The following is a 13611-nucleotide window of genomic DNA, read 5'->3' on the forward strand; positions in this document are numbered from 1 at the left end:
ACGTCGAGGGTGTTGGTGGTCACGCTGTTGACGTCCAGGTCATCGCTCATCGCGATCACCAGCGTCTCATCGTCGGTTACTTCGGTGCTGAGGTTGGCGTTGCTGGTGACAATATCCAGGCGCTCACCTAACTGGCGCTCGGTGCTGCCCGTGTCGCCACCAAAGGTGATCGGGGTGTCGGCTAAGTCGCCGATGCCACTGTCCACATACTCTTTGTTGACGATGTGGTTACCTTCGGTGATCGCGCCGTCATAGGTAACGTTGCCTTCATTGTTAACGAAGAAGTTGTCACCCAGGCGCGTCTCGCCCGCAACGGTGAGGTTTTCATTGATGGTGGTGCTACCACCAATGTGGGTATCGCCCGCAACATTCAGGTTCTCGGTTACCTCAACGTTGCTGAACTCGACGTCATCTGCCGTGGCTACGGTGATGTCAGTACCGTTGCGGGTAATGGCGATGTTCTGGCCATCGATCATTTGGACGGTATCACCCGGCGCCACATTAGTCGCCGTATCACCGTTGGTCTGAACGTTCCAACCCTGTGCAGCGTACTCAATGGCATCGTGCACCGAATTTTCCCCGGTTCCCCCCACGTTGCTCATGGTCACCTGATGGGAATCCGGATCATAGGTAGCATCGCCACCAAGGACGTTGGCCACGGAATTCCCGGCCGTATCCAGGTCATTGCCCAACGCGTCGACCGCCTGATTGGTCTGGTACAACTGGCTACCGTTGATGGCGTCAGTGCTTTCGGACGTAACGCGACCGGCGGCCAGGTTAGTGATGGTACGCTCTTGGCCTATATCGCCCACACTGACGGTCGCCACTGGATTGGTGCCAGCATAGTCGTAGCCCACTTTATCGATGGTGGCGCCGCTGGTACCAATGGGCGCCGCGGTGATGGCGCCACTGCCCAACGCGACAGAACCTTCATGCAGGGCCTGCGCGCCCTGTCCAAAGGCAGAGGCATTCAGTGCTGTAGCACGGGCGCCGGAACCAACTGCAAGCGCGTTCTCAGTGACAGCTTCAGCCCCCTGCCCGAAGGCGGAGGCGCTTTGCGCGGTGGCGAGTGCGTCCGACCCCACCGCCAGCGCGTCCTCGGCCGTGGCTTCGGCAGAATCGCCTATCGCAGTGGCGGATTCAGCTTCGGCACTGGCATCGACGCCTAGTGCGAGGGCATGGCGGCTATCTGCCAGCGCGCGATCGCCAACGGCGACGCCACCAGTATTACGATAAGGGTCCAAATTGAGCGGGTCGTCGAAGCCAGACACTGCGCCAGTACCCAGGGCAATGCCGTCAGTGGCGTATCCAATCGCGCCGGTACCAGTGGCGATCGCGTTGTAACCGCTGGCACTGGCGTTGCTACCGCTAGCTTGAGCGTTCTCTCCACTGGCGCTGGCGTTGGTACCGCTGGCTTGAGCACTGACACCACTGGCACGGGCCCGGCTACCGAAGGCCTGGGCATCATCAGCCATGGCGTGCGCATCGTAGCCTTGGGCCACCGCGCGTTCCTCAGAAGCCAGGGTGCTTTCGCCAATGGCAATGCCGTTATCTGCCGTGGACTCGGCGCGGGTCCCCATCACGATAGCGTTGTCTACCGTTGCCTCGACACTCTTGGGGTCGGTCTGAGCGTCGGTACCCATAACAATGGAGTTCTCACCCTGACTCTTAGAGCGCAGGCCGATCGCCACGCTGCCATCACCGTAAGCGTCGCTACCGCTGCCAACCACGGTGGAATTATCCCCCAGCGCTTCAACAGAGTAGCCGAGAGCAACACTTTGATCACCTACCGTGTGCGCCAGGTGGCCACCCGCCAGCGAAGACCCGCCTCCAGCACTCGTAGCGGGGCCGATGGCGATAGCATCGATGCCGCTGGCCTCCGCATTGTCACGGTTGGCTGTCTCAGAGGAGTTGACGCTGAAGTATTTGACACCGTTCTCGGCGATCGCCTCGTTCAATTGCCCCACATTGACCGCATCAGAGCCAACGACACCTTCAGCGACGGTTATCGTGCCGTTTGCGTTGTAAATCACGGCATTCCCGGGCTGCACGTTGATATCACCGCTGGAAACCGCGTTGATTGCCTGGGCAACGCTGGTGTACTGGTGACTTTGCCCATTAGTATCCTGTAGCTCGATAACATAGCCGCCGAAAGTGCCATCATCTTCCACAGTAACGCCGCCGCCCACTAGGTTGGCCACAGACTGCTGCGAGCTCTGTAATTGCCTCACGTTGACCGCATCATAGTCCTGCGCACCATCGGCCACGTTGACGATACGACGGGTGGTACGCACATCATTGCTATTGCCCACCGAAACTACGGTGCCGTCAGTGAAGGCACTGCCAGTCAGATAGCCGGTGCCCTCCGCATCGGTACTACGTGCGACCGACGAACTACCAAGCGCGATACTTCCTCCATCGGCACTGGCATTGCGGCCCAGGGCCACCCCCATGCTGCTGGCCGTCGTGTTTGCGCCAAGCGCTACTCCACTATCCCCTGCCTCGGCTCCGTAACCGAGTGCCACCGCATTCCTGGCGGCATTGGTCTGGCCACCAACGGCAGTGGCACGCTCCACCTCTCCGGCATTACGGTTGGCCTCGTGGCCAATGGCTATGTTGAAATCTCCCTGGAGATTTTCACCAGCATGACTGCCAACGGCCACGTTATGGTCACCGGTCACCCGGGCACCGGCCTGGTGACCAATCGCCGTGGTCTGGTTACCGTCTACGTTCTGCCCGGCTCCGGTGCCGATGGCAATATGGTGGGTCTTGTCACCAGCTTCGTCACCGTGTGTATCAATACCAGCCCCCATACCCAGGGCGATCCCACCGGGCGAACCCGCATAGGCACCCGAGCCGGCGGCAAAGGTGTTATCAGCGCTTGCTTCGGCATCGCCTATAGCGATGCTGTTACCACCAGAAGCTGCCGCACCGGCACCTAGCGCGGTGGCGTTGCCCTCAATTGCTCGGGCACCGTCGCCCAGCGCCACGGAGCTGTCGCTGCTAGCTTCACTGTTACGGCCAACAGCAGTTGCTCCCCTACCTCCAAGCACTACGCCTCCTGCGGTGGCGCCCTGCCCCACCGCGATGGCACCCTCCGCCGTTCCCGTGGTAACTGCACTATCTCCGGCAGCGAAGCTGCTAGCACCTTCCGCCACCGTGTTAGGGCCAATGGCGACAGACTCCACGCCCTCCGCCTGAGAATCGGGCGCCGTCGAATTGGTACGGAAGTACCTGATACCAAACGCGGTACCCTCTTCAAAGAAGAGATTCTGGACCTGCCGACCAGTGACCGCATCCTGGCTAGTAACGTTAATCTCGCCATCAGCGATATTAGTAATCCTGATATCGCCAGCATCAATTCCCGCCGAGGTCACACTAGGGCCATCGGAGATAGTCAAACCGCTATCATCAAGGGTGGTATTACCCGCGGTGACACGCTCGACCTCAATCTCATCGGCCAGGCTAAAGGTCAGGTCGGTATCACTGCGGCCGACTTCAATATTGCCGTCTCCGCTGAAATCTACCGAGCCGCCGGGAGCCACATTCCCAGCAGCGCCACCCTCGGCACTGATATCCCAACCCGCGCTGGCTGTTGCGCTTACTTGAGCAATCTGATCCGCGTTCACGCTGATGGCATCAGCATTCGTACTGATAGCATCGGAGTTGGTAGTGATGGCATTGGCATTCGTCGTAATATCAGCCGTGTTCGTAGCAATATCACTGGCGTTGTCATCAGCGGTAGACTGCGCCTCTGAGGCGACATCACGGACCGCAGTCAATTGACCAAGATTGACCGCGTGATCGTTTGCGGTACCAGCGGCCAGGCCGGTGATCTGATGATTACTCATGACCAAGTCACCACCGAGGGTAGCGCCGCCAGCCACCTCCAGCGCACTAAGGAGCGCGGTTCCGCTCACAGTCAGCTCGACGGTAGTGACACTGCTAAACTCAACCTCATCGGCGGAGGCAAGCGAAGCAGGCAAGCCCATGGCGCCCATGGCAGCCAATCCTATCGCCATGACCAAGGGGCGCCGTGGAGCAGGCTGGAGACATCCACCCCTGGACTTGGCTCGAGTACGCGCGGCCTCCGAAGCCACCACCAAGCACCCAAGAGCGCGGTTCCAAATTAAGCGAAATACCTTATTCATTATTTGCTACTCCACTTTACTGTTGAGCCAGAAATGCTTTACACATTTATTGATTACATTTGCAGTACAGTCTTGGTGCGTTATCAAAGCTCTGGAGCAATATATAATCTGACGCAACAGATCTAGGCATGGACCAGCAGGTCAAAAAAAACGCACCTAATCAATAACATACAGACGAACCACTCCCACGCCCCTGAAACACTTATGTGCAAGGTGGCATTTAGCGGGTTTTCTTTTAGCTATAGGCAGATGTAATTATCTGGGAGGCATTGTCATCTTTAGCCAACCCCTTCTCAACAAAAAGTAACAATTGTTAACATTAGCAGGCAACAATCTACCTAGGCATCAAAATCCATATATTTAGAAAGGGAGTCAGAACCCTCTCGGCTAGGAGTACCTGCCGAAACACCAAAGAGAGTCGCTTCGGGCATCCGAAAGGTTCAGTAGCATTGCGTTTGAAGCCAGAGGTCGCTTATATTTTACTTTGGTAATGAAGCATAAAAATGAAATACTTAGTGAGATAAAAAGATTAATTAGCTACTAAGAGGAATTTATGCATATTGCAATAGTAGAAGATGAGAAGGTGATATCGAAACGTATCGAAAAGGTGCTTGTGGATGGTTTTGCCGAACGAGGCATAGAAGTAAACACTTCTTCTTTTGGAACCAGTAAAGCATTTATTCACGCCGCAAGCCGCCACACGTTAGACTTGGTAATACTTGATTGGCATTTGCCGGACGGCTCCGGTATAGCGCTTCTCAACTGGATGAAAGCCTATTTACAGGTCATTCCTGCAGTTGTGATGGTCACCCTAAGGCAGGAAGAATCCGATATCATCCAGGCATTAGACGCAGGTGCTGATGACTTCATTAGCAAGCCTTTTAGACCGCGTGAACTTGCCGCCAGGGCCTATGCCTCAACTCGACGTCACTCGCTACGCGCACCAAACTTGGCGCAACAGAATACGCTTGAATTCGGGCGCATTAAGCTCAATCTCAAACATGAAACAGCACATGTTGATGGGGAGGGGGTATCGTTGACCAGGCAGGAACTCCGTCTTGCTTTTCTTCTACTTGACCAGCTTGGTAGTCCACTTTCACGCTCTTACCTATATGAGCATGTATGGGGTAAAAGTGATCCACCCAGCACACGCACGCTAGATGTTCATATACACCGAGTGCGCAAAAAGCTAAAACTGACGTCAGAGTTTGGCTGGAACCTTATTTCAGTTTATGGCTATGGCTACCGTTTACAGGCACTAGATGAGCAACCTTATGAACCAGTAGCTGATCCGTAAAGCTCAGGTTCGGAGAAAAACCGCACTCTAACCTCTCACAAGAAAACCGCTTAGAATCAACATCCCAAGCGGCTTCCAGTCAAGTCCTTACAATTTTCATAACTACTAGCAGCTATTTGTAATTACCAAGCGACTAATTACCAAAAGCTACTCGCCGATATGAATACCAATACGCCGCGCTACTTCCTCATAAGCCTCAATAACGCCGCCTAACCCTTGGCGGAAGCGGTCTTTATCCAGTTTCTCTCGGGTATTGGCATCCCAAAGGCGGCAGCCATCAGGCGAGAACTCATCACCCAGCACAATCTCGCCTTTGAAGACTCCAAATTCGAGTTTGTAATCCACTAACAGCATGTCACCGTCAGCAAACAGCTGCTTAAGCACGTTGTTCACTTTAAAGGTAAGCGTCTTCATTTGGGCCAACTGTTCTGGAGTTGCCCAACCAAAGGTTTCCGCCAATGACTCATTGATCATCGGATCGCCCTTTTCATCGTTCTTTAGGAACAACTCAAAGGTAGGTGGATTGAGTGCAACGCCCTCTTCTACCCCCAGACGCTTAACCAAGCCGCCAGCTGCAATATTGCGCACTACGCACTCTACCGGAATCATCTGCATTTTTTTCACCAGACTTTCCGTATTGGAAAGCTGCTTTTCAAAATGCGTGGGGATTCCAGCTTCTTGCAGGCGCTCCATAATGAACGCATTAAAGATATTGTTCACCATACCCTTACGGGCTAGCGACTCTTTCTTTTTGCCATCGAAGGCACTGGTATCATCACGAAAGTGCAGCACCAGCAGGTCAGGATCGTCGGTGGTATAGACGGATTTTGCCTTACCGGCATAGAGTTCTTGTCGCTTTTCCATGGGAGCTCCGAAAAGAGTGCAATATCAAAAATTAACGTAAATAGCCGGAGACACGCTCAAGCAACTCGCGCTGGTCATCGGCGCTAAAGTCCCGCTCGCTGGCATTGATCGCACGCAGGATTGTGTGATCACCACTCGGCTGCAAGGCAAGACGGATTTGCTGGGTCATACGGCGCACATCTGCGCTGAAGACGATTTGCAACGGATTACGACCACGCTCTGTTTCCGTCATGTATTCAACTAGGAACTCATAGTTGTCTGCAGAGGTGTCTAACAGCTCACGCTGACCTTCAACGCTAAAATCTAGCGCCAGGTAGTGATTTAACTCCGCCCAAACCCGATCGATTGGCTGAGGGATAACTGCTTGCCACTCGTCACCTTCTTGGCGCATCTGCAGGGTTTGCTGACGGGCTAGGCGCTGAGCTGTCCAGGATGAAGAAGCACTTGCCGACGCACTGCGTGCACCCAAATACTGCTCTAACGCATCAAGGCAGTTTGACTGGGTTTGTCCGTTTTGCTCACAGCGAACTTCACTACTGCCCGTACGAAGCGCACTTTGCAAGCGCAGCGTTGCTTGTGAGGTAACAATTACCCCTTGGTTGGCATTGCTCTCCTGCACGCCTAATTGGCGGCTCTGTGCAAAGGCCTCCAGTTGTGGCCATACGGTTCCCGTTTCTGCTGCCACCACTAGCCACGACTGCTCGCCTACCCTGCGGCGTTCGACGTAATCCGGCTCCAAGCCGCTACCAACCGTTAACGAGTGCGGTGGAGAGATATCTGCCGCTTTGCCAACACGTGTACCCTGTGTCGCAGCCTGGGGGACTGGCATCGCATCACGGTAGCGCTGAGTATTACGGGTTTCTGGCAGCACTAAGGGCGGGGCCGGCGCAGCTTCGGTGTAGTCTAGGTTGCGATCATGGTAGTAACCATCGCGCGCGCACCCAGCAAGCGTGACAGCCGCTGCTAGTGCCAGCGGTATCCATTTAAGTGCACGTTTTTCAAGCACAGGGTTCTTAAGCACAGGGCTCATCAAGCCACCTTAACAGTCAACAAATCAGGTACTCGGCGGGCCTAAACCATACGCCGAGTAGCGAAGCGTTCTTATGTACCGGATTACTCCTCCACTTACTCCTCCACAACGCCCACGAGCTGCAGCGCTTCGCTGACGGTGCCATGGTATTTTTCCGACAGCCAAGTCAGTGGCAAGCGAATTCCAGCGTCCATATAGCCCATACGATGTAGCGCCCATTTCACCGGGATCGGGTTAGACTCAATCCCAAGGTTGGTATGTAGCGGCATCAGGCGTGTATTAATTTGATGCGCTTTATCGGCATCACCGGCAATCGCAGCTGCACATAGATCGTGCATTGCCTGTGGCGCAACGTTCGCGGTTACTGAAATGTCACCATGACCGCCCATCAACATAAAGTCACAGGCCGTTGCATCATCGCCGGAGTAGAGCATAAAGCCACTGCCCTTAAGGCGGGTAATTAGATCCTCTGCGCGCTCAAGGTTCCCAGTGGCATCTTTTAAACCAATAATATTGTCCACTTCAGCTAAGCGGATCACTGTTTCGTTATAGAGATCCGAGCAGGTTCGGCTAGGTACGTTATACAGAATTACCGGCAGTTTGCTGCCTTCAGCCACCGCTTTAAAGTGCTGATACAAGCCTTCCTGGGTTGGCTTATTGTAATAGGGGCACACTGACAGGCAGTAATCAGCGCCTACTTCGCTGGCATAGCGCGCAAGCTCAACAGCTTCAGAGGTGGCATTCGCCCCCGTGCCAGCGATCACTGGGATACGGCCATTCACCTCTTCTACAACGCTGCGAATCACATCAAAGTGCTCAGCAAACGACATAGTGGTAGGCTCACCCGTGGTGCCCGCTGCGACGATGGCATCAGTGCCATTATCGAGGTGGAAGTTCACCAGACGACGAAGCGCCTCCCAGTCGATGTCGCCATTGACTTTCATCGGCGTCGCCAGGGCGACAATGCTGCCTGTGATCATCCGTTTTTCCTCACCTGCAAAATGTTGAAATCAAGCTGCCACGTGCGATGCAATGACGTACATTGGACTAAAACGCGGCATTGATACATTAAAGGAGCATGACCCCGCCCCGCCCGTAAGCAACAAATGGTACTCAGGCGATTCAAGCCTGTACAGCGTAAAGCGCTGTGAGTTTGTTTAACACCGGTGATCAGCTTTGACAGGAGGGCTACACTTGCGTGTAATTCCTCTTGAAAGTCACCTCAAATAAGGAGCTTGTATGTCCCTTGAACTTGGCCAGCCAATACCAGACTTTACCGCTTCAGCAACGAGCGACACCACATTTACTCTATCAGCCCTACGTGGCAAACAAGTCGTTGTGTACTTCTATCCGAAAGCCAGTACTCCAGGCTGCACCACCGAAGGCGGTGATTTTCGCGACCGCAAAGCTCAGTTTGACGCAGCTAACACGGTAATCATAGGTGTTTCACGCGACGGCATACGTGCCCAGGAGAACTTTAAAGCCAAGCAAGACTTTAACTTCGAGCTCATCTCTGACAAGGATGAAAGCGTTTGCCAGCTGTTCGATGTCATTAAATTAAAAAAATTGTATGGCAAAGAGCACTTGGGAATCGAGCGTAGCACCTTCTTAATCGATAGCGAGGGCAACCTTGCTCACGAGTGGCGGGGCGTGAAAGTGCCAGGCCACGTTGATGAGGTGCTAGCCGCTGCTCAAGCACTGCACAACGGGCACTGAGCAGAAACCCTCAGTAGTCCGCGCCCATGCGCCCCGTTTAAGCGGTTGGGGCGCAGTTATTCCCTAAGCAATTATTCCCTAAACAGTTACTCTCTGGGCAGTTCTTGCCCTGAATGGTTTAGCAAACGGTCTTCGTCTATCTCTTCGATCCCTCTAGGCCAGGCGTACACAAGTGCTTTAAGCAGCGTCGCCAGCGGTATCGCAAAAAAGATTCCCCAAAACCCCCAGATACCGCCAAAAAACAGTACCGCGACGATAATTGAAACGGGATGAATATTGTTGGTTTCCGAAAATAGTATGGGTGCCAACACATTACCATCCAGTGCCTGAATCACCCCGTAAGCCACCAACACATAAGCAAACTGCTCGCTGATCCCAAAATGGAAGCCTGCTACTGCAGCAACAGGTAGCGTGGCGACCGCCGCGCCAATATAGGGCACCAGCACAGACAACCCGACCAACACCGCAAGCAACGCCGTATAAGGCAAACCAAAGAAAGCAAACGTGAAGAAAGCTACACTGCCAACAATAATGATCTCAATAAACTTACCGCGGATATAGTTGGCAATCTGATGGTCCATTTCGTGCCAGATACGGGTTAACAGAGTACGTTTCTGTGGCAATAAGGAAAGTATAAAACCGACCAAGGCCTGTCGGTCTTTGAGCATGAAAAAAACCAAAATGGGCACTAACACCAAATAAATAATCAGTGACATGACGTTACCCAGAGAGGCCAGCGAAAGGGTTAAGGCACGCTGCCCTAACTGGCTGATCTCACGCCCGGCAACGCCTATCCAGCTTTGCATTTGGTCAGGCGTAATCAGGTTCGGGTAGCGAGCCTGAAGCTCATCCAGCCATCCCTGTCCACTGGCAAACATACGTGGCGTTTCCTGCACAAGCCCCACCAGCTGATTCCAAATCAGCGGCATTAGAATAAATGCCAGCGTCAACAGCACGCTAATAAAGCCCAAAAAAACCATAATCACGGAAAGTAAGTGCGGCACACCACGCCGCGTGAGCACATTCACCACACCTTGCAGCAGAAACGCCAGCACCAGCGCAGTAAAAAATGGCGCCAGCATACGACCAAACCAGATAATGGCTGCAAAGCCCGCAACTAAGACCACCAGAAGAATTAACGCCTCTTCGTCTGAAAAGTAGCGATCAATCCAACTTTTCAGAATAGTGCGCATGATCATGAGTGTGTATTCCCTGCTTTACGTATCCAAAAAAAGTACATCTCTTCACGCTGCTCACGCCGTTCCAGCACATGAGGGCTCTGCTCAGCAAATGATGCCATATCTCGCCAAGCCCCCACATCAGTCGCTCTAATTTCTAACAGCTGGCCGGGCGCAAGCCCTGACAGCGCCTGTTTTGCCTTCAATAACGGTAACGGGCAGTGCAACCCACACGCATCAAGTATTAAATCAGGGGTTTGCTCAGACATAACCTCTCCCTCAAAATGCTGCCTAATATGGCATTGTTGCATAAACTACTTTTTTGCGATGCCCGCCGTGAATTTGATTTAACGGCACTTCCCTGCCTGAATCAATGTCACACCCTTGTTCTCTGCGTATATTACTTGAAGACAGGATCACTAATGAGGATGCCATGCCGCACCTTCGCACTATTTGCCCACGCTGGGCTTATGCGCTTGCCTTTGCACTGAGTACAGCTGCCGTTAGCCCTACTGGTCACGCCTTCGATGATTACCAGTTGCCAAGCCTTGGTGGTGCAGCCACCTCAGTGAGCAACGAGGAGTATCGTTTAGGCCGTGCGTGGCTGCGCCAGTTTCGTGCGCACGCCCCACAGTGGCAGGATCCGATTGTCAGTGACTATCTCCAAGGGTTAATCGCCCGTCTAGCGCCCCATAGTCAGCTTGGCAACCTGCAAACCATCATAGTAATGGTCGATAATCGCTCGCTCAACGCATTTGCCGTCCCTGGCGGTGTGGTGGGCATCAACTCAGGGCTATTCGCCTTTGCCGAAGATGAAGGCGCATTTGTTTCGGTACTTGCCCACGAGCTTGGACATCTATCACAGCGCCACTATGCTCGAGGCAGCGCCCGCGCTGAGCAAACCCAGCTTCCCGCCATGGCTGCCATGCTCGCGGGGATGTTAATTGCAGTAAGCGGTGCTGGTGACGCAGGTATTGCCACCGCCATGGGCTCCCAGGCAGCAATGATCCAAGATCGGCTTACCTACTCACGCCGCTATGAGCAGGAGGCAGACCGGATCGGGCTTCAAGCCATGGCAAACGCTGGTTACGATCCAGAGGCCATGGTGCGCATGTTTGGCGCCATGCAACGCATGGCTCGCTTGCAGGGTGGAACGCCCCCAGAGTTCCTGCTGACTCACCCCGTCACGGATAGCCGCTTAAGCGATGCCCAGGCCCGCGCATCCCAGCTCAGTGTAGCCAACGCCTATACCAGTGACACCCTGTACGACATGATGCGCGCCCGAGCGCTACTGAGCATAAACCGCAACTCACCACAGCAGGCTGCTTCACGCCTTGCTCAGGAGAGTGTTTCAGAGCCAGCACAGCGATATTTAGGTGCCCTAATTGCAGCACATAGTGGCCAAACGGACAGCGCCCTAAACACCATCGACCAGCTGGCCCGCGAACTTCCCGACTACAGCATGCTGCCTGCCTCAGCCGCTAGCATTGCGCTTGACGCACAGCGTTACGAGGAGGCCATTACCCGAAGCCAACGTTTATTACGACTATCGCCTGACTATTTACCCGCCCAATTGATATTAGCCGAGGCGCAGCTACAACGAGACCCTGAAGCCGCCTACAACCTACTTAGAGACGTTACTGCACACCATCCAGAAAACCCGCAAGGATTTAATCTCCTCGCAGAAGCAGCAGGCCGTAGCGGCTATAACGGCTGGGGGCATTTGGCTCGTGCGGAGCACCTACAGCTCACCGGCAGAGTAGACCGTGGCATTCGACAACTCAGCATCGCTAAGGATGCGGCTCAGCAGGAGAATGACCAACAGGCGCTAGCACGCATTGAGCAACGGCGAGAAGCATTTATCGAGTATCGTAAAGCGCTGGATAAATTCTAACGTGCATATAACACAGCCCGAGTGCTATTCGCATTCGGGCTGTGACGGCTGGCTCAGGTTTTAAGCTTTAAGTTAAGCATCAGGCGTTAAAATTTAGCATTCGCTCTAATGGCTTTAGCGCCTGATGGCGTAACGCATCATCGACAAAGATCTCGCCGCTACCGTGGCGCAGTGCGCCTGCCAGGTTGTCCAGAGCATTCATGGCCATCCATGGGCAATGGGCACAGCTTCGGCAAGTCGCACCGTTACCAGCGGTTGGTGCCTCAAACAACGTCTTACCCGGCACCGCCTGCTGCATCTTGAAGAAAATGCCTCGATCAGTGGCTACAATCAGCTGGTCATTGGGCAGCACTTGTGCTGCTTTAATTAGCTGTGACGTTGAACCCGCAACATCGGCCAGCTTAACTACCGCCTCCGGCGACTCTGGATGTACTAGCACCGCGGCATCAGGATAAAGACGCTTAAGATCCTCAATCCCCTTTGCCTTAAACTCTTCATGAACAATACAAGCGCCGTCCCACATCAGCATATCAGCGCCCGTTTTCTTCTGAATGTAGCCCCCCAGATGCTTATCAGGTGCCCATAGAATTTTTTCGCCGTTAGCTTGCAGGTGCTCAATTACCTCAACCGCAATGGATGATGTTACCACCCAATCGGCACGCGCTTTCACTGCAGCTGACGTGTTGGCATATACCACCACTGTGCGGTCAGGGTGCGCATCGCAGAAGGCACTAAACTCGTCGGCGGGGCAGCCAATGTCCAGAGAACAAGTAGCCTCCAGAGTAGGCATTAAAACGCGTTTTTCCGGAGAGAGAATTTTGGCCGTCTCCCCCATAAAACGCACCCCTGCAACCACCAATGTAGTGGCATCATGGCGCGCCCCAAAGCGTGCCATCTCCAGGGAATCAGCTACGCAGCCGCCAGTCTCTTCAGCCAGTTGTTGAATAGCGTCGTCAGTATAGTAATGCGCAACCAACACCGCATTATGGGCCTTAAGCAACTGCTTGATTTCAGCGACCCGAGCTTCATCTTCCGCAGGAATGCGGGTTGGGCAGTACGGGCTAGGAAGCGGAGCATCAAGCTCAGCTTGGGAAGTCATAATAGTCATCGTGTCTACCACTGTGACGAACAGGGAATCCCCCTGTTAAACACCGGCCACGGTATGCGCACTCCGCACACACCGCACTCGATGCGACGGGCCGCTGCGTCTCTCGCGGTGGCTCGCCGCTCTGCCCACCGCCAAGGTGGACAGCACTACCGTGACATCTCGGTAGCTGTAACTAGGACTAGTGTGGCGTCAAAATGTTACTCACTGCAAGCATAATGTGTGCTTCAAGACTCGCCATCACCACATAGCAAAACGCCCCTGGCAGCAAGCTACCAAGGGCGTTGAATTTGGTGGGTCGTGTAGGATTCGAACCTACGACCAATTGATTAAAAGTCAACTGCTCTACCAACTGAGCTAACGACCCAAATTTTGC

10 protein-coding genes and 1 tRNA gene are annotated in these 13611 nt (G+C 54.0%); 3 read left to right on the forward strand and 8 right to left on the reverse strand.

Annotated features, from left to right (window positions below; genetic code table 11):
• On the reverse strand, positions 1–4151 hold a 4151-nt coding region (locus CPA45_RS21470; protein WP_244287675.1), incomplete at its 3' end, for an ESPR-type extended signal peptide-containing protein.
• Between the two features lie 553 nt (positions 4152–4704).
• Between CPA45_RS21470 and CPA45_RS21480 the strand changes: the two genes are divergently transcribed.
• Positions 4705–5448 carry a response regulator transcription factor gene (locus CPA45_RS21480; protein WP_096655180.1) on the forward strand — a complete coding sequence of 248 codons (744 nt, stop codon included), beginning with the start codon at positions 4705–4707 and terminating at the stop codon, positions 5446–5448.
• Between the two features lie 147 nt (positions 5449–5595).
• On the opposite strand, the gene purC is transcribed toward CPA45_RS21480, so the two are convergent.
• The 3 genes from purC to dapA all read right to left on the reverse strand — a co-directional run bounded on the left by purC (position 5596) and on the right by dapA (position 8322).
• A complete protein-coding gene (gene purC / locus CPA45_RS21485; protein WP_096655182.1) occupies positions 5596–6312 on the reverse strand; it encodes a phosphoribosylaminoimidazolesuccinocarboxamide synthase in 717 nt (238 codons plus the stop codon).
• Positions 6313–6343: 31 nt separating this feature from the next.
• Positions 6344–7342: an outer membrane protein assembly factor BamC gene (bamC, locus tag CPA45_RS21490; RefSeq protein WP_096655184.1), complete on the reverse strand. Its 999-nt coding sequence runs from the start codon at positions 7340–7342 to the stop codon at positions 6344–6346.
• A gap of 95 nt (positions 7343–7437) precedes the next feature.
• Positions 7438–8322, reverse strand: a complete 885-nt coding sequence (gene dapA / locus CPA45_RS21495) for a 4-hydroxy-tetrahydrodipicolinate synthase (RefSeq protein WP_096655186.1) — start codon at positions 8320–8322, stop codon at positions 7438–7440.
• Positions 8323–8581: 259 nt separating this feature from the next.
• On the opposite strand from dapA, the gene CPA45_RS21500 reads away from it, so the two are divergent.
• Positions 8582–9058: a peroxiredoxin gene (locus tag CPA45_RS21500; RefSeq protein WP_096655188.1), complete on the forward strand. Its 477-nt coding sequence runs from the start codon at positions 8582–8584 to the stop codon at positions 9056–9058.
• 86 nt (positions 9059–9144) lie between these two features.
• On the opposite strand, the gene CPA45_RS21505 is transcribed toward CPA45_RS21500, so the two are convergent.
• Both CPA45_RS21505 and CPA45_RS21510 read right to left on the reverse strand, forming a co-directional pair.
• Positions 9145–10257, reverse strand: a complete 1113-nt coding sequence (locus CPA45_RS21505; protein WP_096655190.1) for an AI-2E family transporter — start codon at positions 10255–10257, stop codon at positions 9145–9147.
• A complete protein-coding gene (locus tag CPA45_RS21510) occupies positions 10254–10505 on the reverse strand; it encodes a sulfurtransferase TusA family protein (protein WP_078086303.1) in 252 nt (83 codons plus the stop codon). Before CPA45_RS21510 ends, CPA45_RS21505 begins: the two co-directional genes overlap by 4 nt.
• 164 nt (positions 10506–10669) lie before the next feature.
• On the opposite strand from CPA45_RS21510, the gene CPA45_RS21515 reads away from it, so the two are divergent.
• The gene (locus tag CPA45_RS21515; protein WP_096655192.1) at positions 10670–12130 is read left to right on the forward strand and encodes a M48 family metalloprotease; all 1461 of its coding nucleotides are present in this window, start codon (positions 10670–10672) and stop codon (positions 12128–12130) included.
• Between the two features lie 79 nt (positions 12131–12209).
• Here the strand turns inward: CPA45_RS21515 and nadA are convergent, their stop codons facing one another.
• On the reverse strand, positions 12210–13238 hold the full coding sequence (gene nadA, locus CPA45_RS21520; protein WP_096655194.1) for a quinolinate synthase NadA: 1029 nt from the start codon (positions 13236–13238) through the stop codon (positions 12210–12212).
• A gap of 288 nt (positions 13239–13526) precedes the next feature.
• Positions 13527–13602 (reverse strand) — tRNA-Lys (locus tag CPA45_RS21525).
• Between the last annotated feature and the right edge of the window lie 9 nt (positions 13603–13611).

The sequence above is a fragment of the Vreelandella nigrificans genome (genome assembly GCF_002374315.1).
GTDB classification, from domain to species: domain Bacteria; phylum Pseudomonadota; class Gammaproteobacteria; order Pseudomonadales; family Halomonadaceae; genus Vreelandella; species Vreelandella nigrificans.